Consider the following 15,961-nt stretch of genomic DNA (forward strand, 5'->3'; position numbering starts at 1 on the left):
TTACAAGGTAAGCATACAGTTAAACTGTACGGTTACCAAGGGATACAGCATTTTTAGATGCTTTGTCGACTGATTTTTATACTTTAGGGCGCTAAAATATCTCAATTGACAAAGCATCTTATATTTAAGTAAAATGGACTGGAATTGCAGGGGTGACATGAGAAAAGTGGTCAAACCTTCCAAGCAAAACAACAACCGAAACAACACCGGAAATGCCTTTAAGGCTATAGGAATGGTGAGCGCGATCGGCATTGATTTGACGATATGCACACTGGGTGGTTTCTATGCCGGAAAATGGCTTGATACCAAACTTGGTGGCTCCGGAATTTGGATTGGCGTAAGCGTTCTCGCAGGCTTGGTTGTAGGCGCATTAAGTATTGCCCTTGTGATCGGAAAGGTATTGAGGGATAACCATGAATGAGATGACCCGTATGCAAAAAATGTTATGGATCGTGGCGCTTGGTATTATGGCTCTGTGTTTCCTGGTCTCCGCCTTCATGCCCCAACATCGTGACATTGCTCACGGAATCATTCTGGGAACGGGAGTAAGCTGTCTAAATGTGCTGTATATGGCCTACAAAATTCGACAGGTTGCGAGTGCGGCCGCCGGTGAAAGAAAGAAGAGAGTGTTTGGTATTGGCTTTGGCGTTCGATTAGGGACCTCAATTTTGGCAGTGGTGCTGGCTATAGAATTCCCGGCCTATTTCCATGAGATCGCTGTAATGGCAAGCTTGGTGACCGGACAATTCCTTCTGTTAATTATAGGCATCATATTCGCGCTTCAGGAAAAATGATAGCTCAACTGAGAAAGGGGTGAGAAAACATGTTGCATGAATCACCGATTATCCAATTGGGCGGGTTTAACATTGACTTGTCCGTCATTATTATGCTGGTTGTGACCTGCGCGATTGTATTTGGACTGGCATTTGCTGCAACGCGCAATTTGTCTGTGGACAATCCGAGCAAGTTGCAAAATTTTATGGAATGGGTCGTAGAATTCGTTCAAGGACTGATTTCCAGCACGATGGATTTGAAAAAAGGGAAGCCATTCCTCTCCTTGGGGATGACGCTGATCATGTTCATTTTCGTGGGCAATATGCTGGGTTTACCGTTCGGCATTGTGACTGAATTCGATAATGTGCAAAGTGCCCAAGTATTTGGACATGAAATCATTCCAGTCAAAGAAGCATTAGAACAAGCACAGGCGTCTCACCCGGGCGAAGCTGCCCATGTAGGTATCAGCTGGTGGAAATCACCTACCGCAGATGCAGGGGTATCCATTGGACTGGCATTGATGATCTTTGTCCTGGTTCATTTCCTGGGGATCTTCCGTAATACCAAAGCTTACTTCAAGCATTACGTTCAGCCATTTCCGTTCTTTTTGCCAATTAACTTGATTGAGCAGTTCTCAAAACTATTGACACACGGTATGCGTCTATTCGGTAATATTTTTGCCGGCGAAGTTTTGATTAGTGTTCTGCTGAAAATGACAGCACTTGGTGTGGGAGGTATGGTTGCTTCCGTATTGGGACTCGTAGTCTGGCAGGGATTCAGTATTTTTGTCGGCAGTATCCAAGCGTTCGTCTTTACGATTCTAACGTTTGTATATATTTCGCAGTCCATTGACACGCATGAAGAAGAGCATTAGACAAGCACGTTTTCCGGTTTTTAGTTAAGTTCAGGAGTACGCTTCGCGCTTAACTGCAAATACATGTAAAACACAAATACACATCACTAAGGAGGATTTTTTAAAATGGGAGTTTGGGCATATATCGCAGCTGCAATCGCAGTAGGTTTGGGCGCTTTGGGCGCAGGTATTGGTAACGGTCTGATCGTAAGTAAAACAGTTGAAGGTATTGCTCGTCAGCCTGAAGCTAAAGCAACATTGCAAACGGTAATGTTTATCGGTGTAGGTCTGGTCGAAGCCCTGCCAATCATCGGGGTCGTTCTGGCATTCATTTTCTACGCAGGTGCTTAATTGAATGGAAGCAAGGTTTGGCGGGGAAGGCACAGCCATCCGCGCCTTCTTTGTTCGTTTGAACATGAAAGACCCAGAACCGACGTTCACCGGAAAGGAGTGACTTCAATTGAGTTTAAATTGGACAAGTATCGTTTTCACTATCATTGCATTTTTGATCTTGTACTGGTTACTGACGCGCTATGCATTTGGCCCTCTCTTTTCCGTTATGGAAAAGCGGCGTCAACTCGTGTTACAGCAAATGAATGAGGCGGCACAAACACGTGAACAGGCTGTTGCTTATGTTGAGGAGCAAAAGCAGGCTCTCCAGCAGGCGCGTAAGGAAGCCTACGATATTATAGAGCAGTCAAAACAAACAGGTAACAAGCAAGCGGAACAAATTATTATTCAGGCCAAAGACGAAGCTGTCCGCCTGAAAGACGAAGCTGTTCGTGAAATCACAAGCGAGCGTAATAAGGCAGTTGCCGAATTGCGCAGCGAAGTGGGTAAAGCTTCGGTACAAATTGCTTCCAAACTGATTCAAAAGGAAATTAAGGAAGATCAAGTCCAGGGAGAGCTTGTCGACCAATACCTTAAAGAGGTAGGAGGCAAAGCATGAGCCGAGATACGGTAGTTGCCAAACGGTATGCGAAAGCTTTGTATGAAGTAGCAGAGCAGGAGCAAACCATTATGGAAACCGAACAGGAGCTACGTGCTTTTGTAGAAGCTGTATCGGGGGATGCTGAAATCCGTAAATTCATTAATTCTCCTAACATTACGGAAGCAGTCAAGCTTCAGGTTCTGGCTAGCAATTTTGAAGGCAAGTTGTCTGCGTCGCTGATTAACACGATTAAGCTGCTGATTCAGCGCAGTAGAGCAGATTTGTTCGAATCTCTCCTGGCCGGATATCTCGATATTCAGGAATACAAGCTGGGGATTGCCCATGCTAAGGTGTATTCGACTTATGCTTTAAGTGATCAGGAAAAAACAGCGGTAGCCGAGGAATTCGGAACCCGTGAACATAAAACAATCCGTGTGGAAAATATAGTGGACCCGAGTCTGCTGGGCGGATTGAAAGTGGTTATCGGCGATACACTGTACGACGGCAGTCTGGCCGGCAAGCTGGATCGTCTCGAGAAATCCTTTAACAGACGAGTATAGAAGATAGGGGTGAACACACTTGAGTATCAAACCTGAGGAAATCAGTTCATTGATTAAAAGTCAGATTGAACAATATAAAAATGATATCGAGGTCGTTGAAGTCGGCACTGTTGTTGAAGTCGGCGACGGTATTGCCCGCGTCTACGGACTGGAAAAAGTTATGGCCGGTGAATTGGTCGAATTCGACACTGGCGTATTGGGCTTGGCGCTCAATGTGGAAGAGAGCAATGTCGGTGTTGTTATTTTGGGTCAATTCTCCGACATTCGCGAAGGTGGTCAAGTAAAACGTACAGGTCAGATCATGCAAGTCCCTGTAGGCGAAGCAATGATCGGACGTGTAGTTAACCCGCTGGGACAACCGGTAGACGGTAAAGGACCGATTGCTACAACAGAATTCCGTCCGGTTGAAAGTCAGGCTCCAGGCGTTATGGCCCGTAAATCGGTACATGAGCCTATGCAGACAGGGATTAAAGCTATTGATGCGATGGTTCCGATTGGTCGTGGTCAACGTGAGCTGATTATCGGTGACCGTCAAACAGGTAAAACTTCTATCGCAATCGATGCTATTTTGAACCAAAAAGGCAACGGCATGAAATGTATTTATGTTGCTATTGGTCAAAAACAATCCACGGTTGCTCAAGTTGTTGAAACATTGCGTCGTCATGGTGCGCTGGAATACACGATTGTCGTTACGGCATCTGCTTCCGAACCATCACCATTGCTGTACATTGCTCCTTACTCTGGCTGTGCCATGGGTGAGTACTTTATGTACAAAGGCGAGCACGTCCTCGTTGTTTATGATGACTTGACTAAACAAGCGTCTGCTTACCGGGAACTTTCCCTGTTGCTGCGTCGTCCACCGGGTCGTGAAGCATATCCGGGTGACGTTTTCTACCTGCACTCTCGCTTGCTGGAACGTGCAGCGAAGCTGAATGATGAGCTCGGTGGCGGATCACTTACCGCATTGCCGTTCATCGAGACACAGGCTTCCGACGTTTCTGCGTATATTCCAACTAACGTTATTTCCATCACGGATGGACAGATCTTCCTGGAAGCTGACTTGTTCTATGCAGGGCAACGTCCGGCGATCAACGTAGGTATTTCCGTATCTCGTGTAGGTGGCTCCGCTCAGATTAAAGCGATGAAAAAGGTTGCAGGTTCCCTGCGTCTGGATCTCGCTCAATATCGTGAGCTTCAAGCGTTCTCCCAATTCGGGTCCGACTTGGATAAATCCACCAAAGCCCGTCTCGATCGCGGTGCACGCATGATGGAAATTTTGAAACAAGGTGTTAACCAACCGCTTGCTGTAGAGCAACAAGTAGTGAGCTTGTATACTGCTGTAAAAGGCTTCCTCGATGATATTCCTGTAGCGGATGTAAAACGTTTTGAAAAAGACTTCCTGTCTTTCATGGAGTCCGATCATCAGGATGTGCTTCAATCTATCCGCGACACGAAAGACTTGGTTGCTGATAATGAAGCAGCTTTGAAGGCAGCTATAGAGAAATTCAAAAAATCATTCGCCACGTCGGTTTAATACATTGGAATTTGCCTGTTTATGATGAAAGATGTCCTAAGGAAGCGTACCCTCTGGGTTGTGGCTTCCTTGGCATGTTTTACCCTCACTAACAGGCCCTTTAACATATGTCCGGCTGGATTTGAATCTTACGAAGTTAGCTTTGGCTTTGTCAAAGCTTGAAGGTGGTGAAATCATGGCAAAAGGTATGCGCGAGATTAAACGTCAGATTAAAAGTGTGCAGAGTACGAAGCAGATCACGAAAGCAATGGAAATGGTCGCTGCATCCAAGCTGAGAAAAGCTCAGGAAAAAGCGGAATCGGCTCGTCCTTACTCGGAAAAGCTTAAAGAAGTTGTGAGTAGCATTGCTTCTGGAGCGAATAACATCAAGCATCCAATGCTAGAGACGCGTCCAGTTAAAAAGACGGCTTATCTCATCATTACATCTGATCGTGGTCTGGCTGGTGGTTATAACGCCAATATTTTGCGACAGGTTACGCAGACGATTGCTGAACGTCACCGTTCACAGGATGAATTTATGATTTTCATCATTGGGCGAAAAGGACGGGATTATTTCAGACGTCGTGAATTTCCTATCGCTGAATCGGTAACAGATCTGTCAGATACACCTGCATTTGCAGATATCAAAACGATTGCTAGCAAGGCAGTACAAGGCTTTGAACTTAAAGAATTTGATGAGCTTTATCTATGCTATAACCGCTTTGTCAACGCATTGACTCAAATTCCAACAGTTGATCGTTTGTTACCTATGGCAACACCGGATTCTGCTACGACTTCATCCTCAATTAACTATGAGTATGAACCTTCACCAGAAGGTGTGCTTGAAGTATTGCTGCCGCGTTACGCAGAAACGCTCATTTACGGGGCTTTGCTGGATGGTAAAGCAAGTGAGCTGGGAGCGAAGATGACGGCAATGGGATCAGCTACGAAGAATGCTACCAAGTTGATTGGAGAGCTTTCCTTAACCTATAACCGTGCTCGTCAAGCGGCTATTACCCAGGAAATTACGGAAATTGTCGCAGGGGCTAACGCTCAGTCTTAATGCGACTTCTTGTGACTGTTTTATAACAGGGTCTACACTATTATGATAAATTGCGGGCGCAAAACAAATCAGAATGGTTCGGATTTGCGGCTGTGCAAGCTTGTAGGAGGGAAACCAAAAGATGAACAAAGGACGCGTAGTGAGCATCATGGGTCCGGTTGTCGACGTTGAGTTTGAACGTGGGCAGCTTCCGGAAATTCTGAATGCCATTCATATTGGGACTGTGCTGGAGAGCGGAGTCAAAATTGATCTGACGCTCGAAGCTTCAAAACATCTAGGTGACAACCGTGTGCGTTGTATTGCCATGTCTTCCACAGATGGTTTGGTTCGTGGAGCTGAAGCAATAGATCTGGGAGCGCCTATCTCGGTACCTGTCGGCGAAGCTACTCTTGGACGTGTATTTAACGTGCTTGGAACGCCAATTGATAATGGTGCTGATATGAGTGAAACGGCTAGAAATCCGATTCACCGTCAAGCGCCTTCTTTCGAAGAATTGACAACTCAAGCAGAGATGCTCGAAACTGGTATTAAGGTTATCGACTTGCTGGCTCCTTATGCCAAAGGTGGTAAAGTCGGATTGTTTGGTGGTGCTGGTGTAGGTAAAACAGTAACCATTCAAGAATTGATTAACAATATCGCTCAGGAGCATGGTGGTATTTCTGTATTCGCAGGTGTAGGTGAACGTACACGTGAAGGAAATGACTTGTACCATGAAATGAGAGATTCCGGCGTTATCAACAAAACAGCGATGGTGTTTGGACAAATGAACGAGCCTCCGGGTGCGCGTTTGCGTGTTGCCCTCACAGGTCTGACGATGGCTGAGTATTTCCGTGATCAAGAAGGCCGTGACGTGTTGCTCTTTATTGATAACATTTTCCGCTTTACCCAAGCAGGTTCTGAGGTTTCTGCCCTGTTGGGACGTATGCCTTCCGCAGTAGGTTACCAGCCTACGCTGGCAACTGAGATGGGTCAATTGCAAGAACGGATTACTTCTACTAAAAAAGGTTCGGTTACTTCCATTCAGGCAATCTACGTGCCTGCGGATGACTACACTGACCCGGCTCCTGCTACTACGTTTGCCCATTTGGATGCTACAACGAACCTGGAACGTAAAATTTCCGAAATGGGTATTTACCCAGCGGTTGATCCACTCGCATCAAGCTCCCGTATTTTGGCTCCAGACGTTGTGGGTGAAGAGCATTATAATGTAGCGCAAGGGGTAAAACAAATTTTGGCCCGCTACAATGAGCTTCAGGATATTATTGCGATCCTGGGTATGGACGAGTTGAGTGAAGAAGATAAAATGCTGGTAGCACGTGCCCGTAAAATCCAGCGTTTCCTTTCACAACCTTTCCATGTTGCCGAAGCATTTAACGGCTTCCCGGGTAAATATGTGCCGGTTAAAGAAACTGTACGAAGCTTCAAAGAAATTTTGGAGGGCAAGTATGACCACCTTCCAGAAGCGGCCTTCCTTTTTGTAGGAGCCATCGAAGAAGCAGTTGAAAAAGCTAAAACGTTGTAAACATACAGGCAGAGAATAGCCGAGCCTTACGAAGTGAGCTGTCTGTGGACAGCTTCCAGGAGGGATTCAAGTGAGCACGTATTTACTAGAGATTGTGACGCCGGAGCGCCTGGTCTATACGGAACAGGTAAACAGCATCAGTGTTCGCGGCTCGGAAGGCGATCTTGGGATTTTACCAGGACACCTTCCCTTGGTCACTCCCTTGAAGATTGCACCGATACGTATTAAAATCGGTGGTCAAACTGAAGTGATCGCGGTCAATGGGGGCTTTGTTGAAGTCCGCAAAGATAAAGTGGTCATTTTGGCTGAGAGTGCGGAACGTTCCGAAGATATTGATGTGGAGCGTGCCCGTGCGGCAAGGGAGCGGGCAGAACTGCGGCTCCAGAGCAAGCAGGAACAGATAGATCATCATCGGGCAGAAGTCGCTCTGCAACGGGCGCTTAACCGATTGAATGCTACAAGTATCAGAACCAATAAGAATTAATATTGGATTTTGAGTGGAATTTTAAAAGGGTTCGGCATAGTATACGGATGGAATGACAAAGAGACCACTTCATAACTTCTGCCCAAGAATGCCTGCAGAAGGTAAGTGACGCCTTTGCTTCCTTCGATCACTGTGATCGAGCCCTTTTTTAGCTGTCTTTTCCAAAAATATAGTCCTATTTCTTGTTTGATGGCTAGGTATTTAGTACCTTTTAAATTCGCGAAACAGAAGTGATTATTCACATTTTGTCGAAATAAATGTACTGGAAACAGAAATAGCACTGGCATATTAGGCGCTCGCCGAGTATTATAAAGAAGTCTGTGACGCAGATGGGAGGAATTACGGATGAACGGGAAGCAGCAGTTGGCTGAACAGTTAAGTCAATCGGCGAGTATGACCGCGCTGATCTCCATGATCGTATCGCTCGTCTGTATAGCGTTAGCTTGGTGGGCTTTGCAAAGCTTAAAGCTGGATTTGTTAATCCGGCAACCCAAAGGACCGCAGGGCAGATTGCTGCACTTGTTTCTTGCTATAATTTTGGGACAGTTGGTTTCTGGTTTCTTGTTGAACTACATCTCTTGGAGCCAGATGCTCTAGAATTTGTTTTAACATGAAGTAGGCGGGTTATATGATTTTATGACTGTGGATGTTGCAGGAATTGTCGAATAACATCGTGCCATATTGTTAACAATGGTAAACAAAAGAACCATACATGTATAACTGGCTCAATCAGTTAGAACGCAATGGTCGTCAAGTACAAAAAAACGCTTGTATACTTGTTTTAATCAGTGGTATGATGGCAGTTAGGGTATTAGTAAAATCTTGTTTTTTTATGTAATGAAAAAGCAAGGCATGAAAATAGCGGAATATGTTCTTTTTTTCAAAAATGGAAAAGAGAAATGACGCGCGGAGGGAACCATAGATGAGCAAATTTATCGTCCGCGGTGGCAACAGATTGACCGGGAGTGTCAAAGTCAGCGGAGCCAAAAACTCAGTTCTGCCGATCATCGCCGCTTCTCTGTTAGGAGAAGAAGGAGAAAGTGTTATTATGGATGCACCTCCTCTAGACGATGTGATGACCATTAACAAAGTGCTGGAGTCCTTAGGAGCAGGCGTTACATACCAAGACGAGGTCATTCGTGTTGACGCGCGGAAGATAATTTCCTGTGAAGCCCCTTACGAGTGGGTTAGGAAAATGCGCGCATCATTTTTGGTTATGGGGCCATTGCTTACACGTTTGGGACGTACAAGAATCTCGCTTCCAGGCGGATGCGCAATTGGAACAAGACCTATTGATCAGCATTTGAAGGGGTTCGAAGCGTTGGGCGCCGAGATAAGCTTGGGCCAGGGCTTTATTGAAGCTAAAAGTAACGGTCGCCTGCGCGGAGCTAAAGTTTATTTGGATGTAGCCAGCGTAGGAGCAACCGAGAATATTATGATGGCCGCTACTCTTGCTGAGGGCGTAACTACCATTGAGAATGCTGCTAAGGAACCTGAGATCGTTGATCTCGCCAACTTCCTGAATGGCATGGGAGCCAAAGTACGCGGTGCAGGCACAGGCGTAATTCGTATAGAAGGCGTCGAGAAGCTGCATGGTGTAAAACATACGGTCATTCCCGACCGGGTAGAAGCAGGTACTTATATGGTTGCTGCTGCGATCACAGGCGGGAACGTATATGTAGAAGGCGCGATATCCGATCATTTGGGACCGGTTATATCCAAGATGGAAGAAATGGGTGTAACGATTCAACCCGATGAAAATGGTATTCGTGTCATTGCGGATAAGCCGCTAAAGGCCGTTGATGTTAAAACGCTGCCTTATCCTGGGTTTCCGACCGATATGCAGTCTCAAATGATGGCACTTCAACTTGCCGCTGAAGGAACGAGCATCATTACGGAAACTGTGTTTGAAAATCGTTTCATGCATGTGGATGAATTTCATCTCATGAATGCGGAAATTAAGGTCGAAGGTCGTTCGGCGATTGTAACTGGCAATGCTAAGCTGACGGGTGCGAAAGTAACCTCGACAGATTTGCGTGCAGGTGCTGCGTTAATTCTGACTGGACTTATTGCGGAAGGTACAACGGAGGTATCTGGCGTTCATCACATCGATCGTGGTTACGTTCATTTGGCTGAGAAACTGACTGGATTGGGAGCGGATATTTACAGAGTGACTGTAGATGAATCCAAACTGGATCATTCGGCCAGCACAGAGCGCGTTGTGGCAGAAGAAACGTCAGGGAATCTGTTCAAGAAGATTCAACCTTCCCTCGCCTAACCTTTAACGTATTGGCATAAGTATTAACTTGAACCATTAGAACCAAGTCCGAAAGGACTTGGTTTTTTTGTGTTTTTGCTGCCTGTCTTTTTCATTCTTTCAGTTCTCTCAAAACGGTTCTATCAAAGTGGACGACCTCATATGATTGAGAATATCTGCTGGAGTATATGTGTACTTTAGCCGGACACTTAACCCTTTGATGGAGGTTTCAGCTTATGAAAGATTCACAGGTTCGCATCCGTATACCAATACATCATCCTAAGGAACATCGCCAGGCCTCACTTGCGAAGGAAAGCTCTGGCTCTATAGCAACTTCGTTGCAGAAAAATAAACTTATGCAACAGCAACCAGGCACAACAGGCGCATTGCCGCCTATCGCTAAGACCCATCGGCGTAACACAGCGTTGACTTCCACTATACACACTGTCGGTGCGATGCTTCCTGATGCTGAAACAGCGACCAGTAACACAGGCGACGCAAGCAGGATACAGGGAGCGCAGCCGCATCTGCGGCCTGTAGCCGGTCGAGCCCCACGTTGGGGGAGCCGCCGCCCATGGCTGCCCTTTGCCGCCATGGCAGGGGTGCTGGTGCTTGCCATGGCTGTGCCCGCACTAATGGCATGGCCTCGACAGGCAGTGCAGCCTTTGCCGTCTGGGAGCCGCACAGCCGCACCCGCGCAGCCTAATACGGCGGCAAAGAGCGAGGCGCCCGTTACGCGCCTGCCGGGTGTCCCGCCGATGCCAGCCGTACCGGCTGCTCCAGCGCGCAGCGTGCCGGCTGCGGCAGAGCCGGACGTGCGGGTGTACGTCACGTCTACTGGCCGGACGGAGACACTGCCTTTGGAGCAATACATTGTCGGCGTAGTAGCAGCTGAAATGCCGCCCAGCTTTGAGGAAGAGGCATTGAAGGCACAGGCCATTGCCGCGCGTACCTTCATTACCCGGCGTTTGTTGGCTGATGATACCAGTGGTGCCCCGGCGGGCGCAGATGTGACAGATACCGTTAAACACCAGGCTTACATCTCCAAAGCTAAACTTACTAGAGAATGGGAGCATTCTGGTAAATCCGCAGATCTGACTAAAATTCGTCAGGCTGTACGCGACACCAAGGATACAATCATGGTATATGATGGCAAACCCATTACAGCTTCTTTTTTTTCTACCAGCAACGGCTATACCGAAAATTCAGAGGATGTATGGGCGAAGGCCGTGCCCTATTTACGAAGTGTGTCCAGTCCATGGGACAAGCAGTGGGCTCCTCGTTTTACAGAAACCGTTACACTGAGTCGTCAGAGCGTGTTCGATAGATTAGGATTGAGTCGTGCTGCGGTCACTGCTTCTACTGGAGGGGGGAGTATGCCAGAGATTCGTATACTCTCCAAAACAGAAGGGCATCGCATCAAAAAGATTGAGGTGGGAGGTTCGGTCTTTACGGGACCGGAGATTCGTAACAAACTAGGGCTACGATCGGCTGAATTTACGTGGAAGACCGAAGGGGATCGGATTGCTATAACGACCTACGGTTATGGCCATGGCGTCGGTATGAGTCAGTGGGGAGCCAATGGAATGGCCAAGGAAGGACATACGGCCACTCAGATTCTTCTTCACTATTATACTGGCATTTCTTTTGCGAATGCCTCTCGTATTCTAAGTTAGTAAATTTTTCGTAACTTTGAAGTATAAAAGAGTTGCGCCCGGTAACACTGGTTACTGAGGTGATGAGCAAATGAGTGAACAAAATAAAAACCAGAACCAAAATCATGAAGATACACCCAAAACCTTTCAGGGTGGAAGTGCTTCACGGCCGTCTTCGTGGAAAAAGCTGTTGTCCAAAAGGTGGGCATACCCGGCAGCCTACATTGCCGCAGCAGCCATTATACTAACCTTAGTGTGGGTCTATCAGGATGCTAGCCATAAGTCTTTCAAACCTGACCCAGCTAGTCCATCGGTACAAAGCACAAGCGCAGTGAGTACCGATGTTAACGAACAACAACCAGAAAGTGTGGAGGTTGTTGCTCAGTCGGAAAATATAGCATGGCCGGTGGCAGATGCTAGCGCAGTGCAGGTCGTTAAGCCTTTCTTTGACGAAAACGCGACGGCTGATGAGCAAGCGGCAGCTATGGTAGAGTACGATAAAACATTTACCGCTAACACCGGGATTGACCTTTCTCGGTCCGACGATCAGGCGTTTGAAGTGAGAGCTGCACTGAGTGGGAAAGTATCCCGTGTGGAACAACATCCGCTGGTAGGTAACGTCGTAGAAATCACGCATGATAATAATCTCAAAACAGTGTACCAAAGCTTGAGCGATCTGAAAGTAAAAGAAGGCGATCAAGTGAAACAAAATGATGTGATTGCTTCAGCAGGTCGCAATGAGCTCGAAAAGGATTTGAAAACACATCTGCATTTTGAAGTGTACCAGGATGACAAGCCGGTGAATCCAACAGGTCTGCTTCCTAAAAAATAAATGGGTCATAGCTTTGCATGCAAAGCGGGGAATTCATATTCCCTGCTTTTTTCTTGTGTAGTTTTAGCGCATAAGGTAAACATAAGCTACTTTTGCCAAATAAATAGGCCTTCCGAAGCATGTCTTACCACCAAACCGCGAATATATAGGCACGCTCCTCATATAATGTACCAAACTATCCACAGTAGGGAGGCGGGAGCGTGCACGATTACATCAAGGAACGGACCATCAAAATCGGTCGCTGTATCGTGGAAACAAGGAATACGGTCCGTACGATTGCCAAGGAATTTGGTGTCTCCAAGAGCACGGTGCATAAAGATCTGACCGAACGGCTGCCTGAAATTAACCCGGATCTTGCCGATCAGGTGAAGCACATTCTCGAATACCATAAATCCATCCGCCATCTGCGGGGGGGTGAAGCGACGAAAATTAAATACAAAAAAACGAGTGGGAAAAGAAGGGGAATTCTTGTTTCTGGCAAGTCCTAAAAATATATAGTGAATTGGCTGGCAAAGCCATTGAATCAACCCCCTGAAGTATGATATGTTAAAAGATGGTACAAGACGAAAAATGACATGTAACCGTAGGTTTATACATATATTTGCCGCTTCTTGTCGAATCTTAGCTTTTTAAAATATCACTTTGGGGGCCTTTTTAATATGTTCAGTAATGATATCGGTATCGACCTCGGTACGGCCAACGTGCTTATCCACGTCAAAGGTAAGGGGGTTGTTCTTGACGAACCTTCCGTTGTTGCGATAGAAAGCGATACAAAAAGAGTTCTGGCTGTCGGAGAAGAAGCGCGCCGTATGGTAGGACGTACTCCTGGTAATATCATAGCCATCCGTCCATTGCGTGATGGTGTCATCGCCGATTTTGAAGTAACAGAAGCGATGTTGAAATATTTTATTAATCGGGTAGGGGGAAAAAGCTGGTACAGCCACCCTCGTATTTTGATTTGTGCGCCGACGAACATTACCTCAGTGGAGCAAAAAGCGATTCGTGAAGCGGCGGAGCGTAGCGGGGCGAAAGAAGTATTTTTGGAGGAAGAGCCAAAAGCGGCTGCCATCGGGGCCGGAATGGATATCTTTGAGCCTAGCGGCAACATGGTCGTAGATATTGGTGGCGGAACAACAGACGTTGCAGTCCTCTCTATGGGAGATGTTGTAACAGCTTCTTCTATTAAAATGGCAGGGGACAAATTTGATACAGCCATCATGAAATATGTGAAAACGAAGTACAAGCTTCTCATCGGGGAACGTACGGCTGAGGATATCAAGATTGCTATCGGAACCGTGCATCCGAGCGGACGACGTGCTGAGATGGACATCCGTGGACGGGATATGGTATCCGGATTGCCCAAAACGTTAAGTATTTCCGCGGAAGAAGTGCAGGACGCGCTGAGAGATCCCGTGTCAGCGATTGTAGCTGCAGCTAAGTTTGTACTGGAGCAGACGCCACCGGAGCTATCAGCCGATATTATTGACCGTGGTGTCATTTTGACTGGCGGTGGTGCGTTGCTTAGCGGTTTGGACGAGCTGCTTGCTGAAGAATTGCGTGTTCCAGTGCTGGTTGCTGAAGATCCGATGCATTGTGTCGTTAAAGGTACAGGAATTATGCTGGATAATTTGGATCATGTGGTTAAGAAAAAGTTCTAATCTGCCGATAGTGACTATAAGAGACTCGTGTGCGGTCAGGCAGGTTGCCTAGCATTTTGGCTTTAGTGCCTCCATGCGAGCATATAATTGATGAGCAGAGTATAGGATTGGGGTGCACGATACATGTTGAGAGGTTTATATACTGCGGCTGCCGGAATGATGACACAACAACGACGTCATGACACTGTGACGCAAAATATTGCTAATATGAATACCACGGGATATAAACAGGAGAATAGCGTTCAACGCTCATTCCCCGAAATGCTTATTTCCATGACGGGGGGAAACCCTGATAACCCGGACCGTACGGTCGGCAAGCTCAATACTGGCGTTTTTGCTGAGGAAAGCCTCTCTCCTTACATTCAGGGAGCGTTGAAGGATAGTGGACAAACTACGGATTTTGCGTTACAGTCCAATATTAATGTGAACGACCCGGCTACTGGTCGACCTATGGCTTTTGATCAGGCGGGGAAATTCATCAATGCTAACGGTGAAGTCACCTATCGTCCAGAAGCGTTTTTTACGGTACGGGACAATAATGGTAATGTCCGCTATACACGTGATGGACATTTTCAAGTAAATGGAACGGGAGCATTGCTTTCGTCGACTGGTTCAGCAGTGTTGGATACGAATGGAAACCCAATTCAATTGACGGGGCCTGTCTCAGCGCTTAAAGTAAATGAACGGGGTCAATTGGTGGACAGCCAATCTAACCAGTTGCTCGGAACGACGCTTGGAATTAGTGTTATTGATCGGCCATACCAGCTCGTTCGTGAGGGCAACGGTAATTTCCGTCTGAATGATACGGATGGTGCTACGGCTAGAATGATGACCGCTAACGATACTGTATCTGTTCGCCAGGGCTATCTGGAAGTATCTAATGTAGATGCTGCTCAGTCGATGGTGGATATGATGGCTGCGTTAAGAGCGTATGAAGCAAATCAGAAGGTTATTCAATTTTATGATAAAAGCTTGGACAAGGCCGTTAACGAAGTAGGCCGTGTATAACAGGGGGTAAGTGATGAACAACTCCATGATTGGCGCAATGGTGTCTATGGCCAGTGTGCAGCAGCGTTTGGATTTAATTGCCGATAATATCGCCAATGTCAATACAGTTGGTTATAAGAGTAAACAGGGTTCCTTTGAAGATGTATTGGCTAATGTGCAGCAACAGCCTTCGACGTATCTCCAAAATGGACGGGCGATGCCGCTCGGCTATAATTTGGGCTACGGAGTCAAAACGACCGCAATTATGAAAAATATGGAGCAAGGTCCGCTCAAGGAGACGGGACTTCCTACCGATCTGGCGATCCAGGGGAATGCTTTGTTTGAAATCCAAGGAAATGGGCAAAAAGCTTGGACGCGTGATGGCAGCTTTCATTTTATTCCTGATCCGAATGATAATGAGACGATGATGTTGACCACTGCCGAAGGTTATTCTGTGCTGGATAATAACGATGTTCCTGTGACTGCACCAGCGGGTTCCAAAGTAGCTATTAACTCCGATGGCGAATTGCTGATTCGTGCTAATGGAACTGGCGCTCCGACAGTTGGTCAGCGAATTAAGCTAATGGATGTACAGCGTCCAGAAGGTTTGCAACAGCGGGATGATAACCTGTTTGTGTTAGCAAATGGCGTGACAGAAGCCGACGTATTCGGTGCAGCAGGGGTGGCAGGTGCTGTTCCAACGGACGTATCTGTGCGTTCCGGTTATCTTGAGGAGTCTAATGTGGATTTAGCGGGCGAAATGACGGATATGATGCAAGTCCAGCGGATGTATCAAATGGCGGCACGGGCATTAACCTCTAGCGATACCATGATGAACCTGGCTAACAATTTGAGGGCTTAAGGATTTGGTG

At 46.8% G+C, this 15,961-nt stretch carries 18 protein-coding genes; all 18 read left to right on the top strand.

The window, feature by feature from the left end:
• The first annotated feature begins 157 nt into the window (after nucleotides 1–157).
• The 18 genes from G9G57_RS02370 (at nucleotide 158) to G9G57_RS02460 (ending at nucleotide 15,951) form a co-directional block, all read left to right on the top strand.
• A complete protein-coding gene (locus G9G57_RS02370; protein WP_019688817.1) occupies nucleotides 158–421 on the top strand; it encodes an AtpZ/AtpI family protein in 264 nt (87 codons plus the stop codon).
• Nucleotides 414–794, top strand: coding sequence for an ATP synthase subunit I (locus G9G57_RS02375; RefSeq protein WP_013312329.1), 381 nt, complete (start codon nucleotides 414–416; stop codon nucleotides 792–794). The genes G9G57_RS02370 and G9G57_RS02375 overlap by 8 nt, the downstream gene beginning before the upstream one ends.
• A 29-nt stretch (nucleotides 795–823) precedes the next feature.
• The gene (gene atpB, locus G9G57_RS02380) at nucleotides 824–1,648 is read left to right on the top strand and encodes a F0F1 ATP synthase subunit A (RefSeq protein ID WP_016822883.1); all 825 of its coding nucleotides are present in this window, start codon (nucleotides 824–826) and stop codon (nucleotides 1,646–1,648) included.
• Between the two features lie 105 nt (nucleotides 1,649–1,753).
• Complete coding sequence (gene atpE / locus G9G57_RS02385; protein ID WP_007432750.1) at nucleotides 1,754–1,978, top strand: F0F1 ATP synthase subunit C; 225 nt, start codon at nucleotides 1,754–1,756, stop codon at nucleotides 1,976–1,978.
• Between the two features lie 109 nt (nucleotides 1,979–2,087).
• Nucleotides 2,088–2,576, top strand: a complete 489-nt coding sequence (gene atpF / locus G9G57_RS02390; protein WP_013373436.1) for a F0F1 ATP synthase subunit B — start codon at nucleotides 2,088–2,090, stop codon at nucleotides 2,574–2,576.
• Nucleotides 2,573–3,118 carry a F0F1 ATP synthase subunit delta gene (locus G9G57_RS02395; protein ID WP_016822885.1) on the top strand — a complete coding sequence of 182 codons (546 nt, stop codon included), beginning with the start codon at nucleotides 2,573–2,575 and terminating at the stop codon, nucleotides 3,116–3,118. Before atpF ends, G9G57_RS02395 begins: the two co-directional genes overlap by 4 nt.
• Nucleotides 3,119–3,137: 19 nt before the next feature.
• A complete protein-coding gene (atpA, locus tag G9G57_RS02400; RefSeq protein ID WP_016822886.1) occupies nucleotides 3,138–4,652 on the top strand; it encodes a F0F1 ATP synthase subunit alpha in 1,515 nt (504 codons plus the stop codon).
• Nucleotides 4,653–4,827: 175 nt separating this feature from the next.
• Nucleotides 4,828–5,694, top strand: coding sequence for an ATP synthase F1 subunit gamma (atpG, locus tag G9G57_RS02405; protein ID WP_025366011.1), 867 nt, complete (start codon nucleotides 4,828–4,830; stop codon nucleotides 5,692–5,694).
• A 121-nt stretch (nucleotides 5,695–5,815) separates the two neighbouring features.
• Nucleotides 5,816–7,216, top strand: a complete 1,401-nt coding sequence (atpD, locus tag G9G57_RS02410; protein WP_016822888.1) for a F0F1 ATP synthase subunit beta — start codon at nucleotides 5,816–5,818, stop codon at nucleotides 7,214–7,216.
• Nucleotides 7,217–7,286: 70 nt separating this feature from the next.
• The gene (locus tag G9G57_RS02415) at nucleotides 7,287–7,700 is read left to right on the top strand and encodes a F0F1 ATP synthase subunit epsilon (protein WP_016822889.1); all 414 of its coding nucleotides are present in this window, start codon (nucleotides 7,287–7,289) and stop codon (nucleotides 7,698–7,700) included.
• A gap of 345 nt (nucleotides 7,701–8,045) precedes the next feature.
• Nucleotides 8,046–8,297: a DUF1146 family protein gene (locus G9G57_RS02425; protein WP_016822891.1), complete on the top strand. Its 252-nt coding sequence runs from the start codon at nucleotides 8,046–8,048 to the stop codon at nucleotides 8,295–8,297.
• A 325-nt stretch (nucleotides 8,298–8,622) separates the two neighbouring features.
• The gene (gene murA, locus G9G57_RS02430; protein ID WP_017427134.1) at nucleotides 8,623–9,978 is read left to right on the top strand and encodes a UDP-N-acetylglucosamine 1-carboxyvinyltransferase; all 1,356 of its coding nucleotides are present in this window, start codon (nucleotides 8,623–8,625) and stop codon (nucleotides 9,976–9,978) included.
• A gap of 215 nt (nucleotides 9,979–10,193) precedes the next feature.
• Nucleotides 10,194–11,633: a stage II sporulation protein D gene (gene spoIID, locus G9G57_RS02435; protein WP_113051041.1), complete on the top strand. Its 1,440-nt coding sequence runs from the start codon at nucleotides 10,194–10,196 to the stop codon at nucleotides 11,631–11,633.
• Between the two features lie 70 nt (nucleotides 11,634–11,703).
• Complete coding sequence (locus tag G9G57_RS02440; RefSeq protein ID WP_113051040.1) at nucleotides 11,704–12,444, top strand: M23 family metallopeptidase; 741 nt, start codon at nucleotides 11,704–11,706, stop codon at nucleotides 12,442–12,444.
• Between the two features lie 200 nt (nucleotides 12,445–12,644).
• Nucleotides 12,645–12,932 carry a sporulation transcriptional regulator SpoIIID gene (gene spoIIID, locus G9G57_RS02445; protein ID WP_013373425.1) on the top strand — a complete coding sequence of 96 codons (288 nt, stop codon included), beginning with the start codon at nucleotides 12,645–12,647 and terminating at the stop codon, nucleotides 12,930–12,932.
• A 171-nt stretch (nucleotides 12,933–13,103) separates the two neighbouring features.
• The gene (gene mreB / locus G9G57_RS02450; protein ID WP_016324820.1) at nucleotides 13,104–14,102 is read left to right on the top strand and encodes a rod shape-determining protein; all 999 of its coding nucleotides are present in this window, start codon (nucleotides 13,104–13,106) and stop codon (nucleotides 14,100–14,102) included.
• Nucleotides 14,103–14,225: 123 nt separating this feature from the next.
• Nucleotides 14,226–15,110, top strand: coding sequence for a flagellar hook-basal body protein (locus tag G9G57_RS02455; RefSeq protein ID WP_019688815.1), 885 nt, complete (start codon nucleotides 14,226–14,228; stop codon nucleotides 15,108–15,110).
• A 13-nt stretch (nucleotides 15,111–15,123) separates the two neighbouring features.
• Nucleotides 15,124–15,951: a flagellar hook-basal body protein gene (locus G9G57_RS02460; RefSeq protein WP_016822895.1), complete on the top strand. Its 828-nt coding sequence runs from the start codon at nucleotides 15,124–15,126 to the stop codon at nucleotides 15,949–15,951.
• Nucleotides 15,952–15,961 lie beyond the last annotated feature (10 nt).

Source organism: Paenibacillus sp. EKM211P (assembly GCF_011066175.1).
GTDB lineage: Bacteria > Bacillota > Bacilli > Paenibacillales > Paenibacillaceae > Paenibacillus > Paenibacillus polymyxa.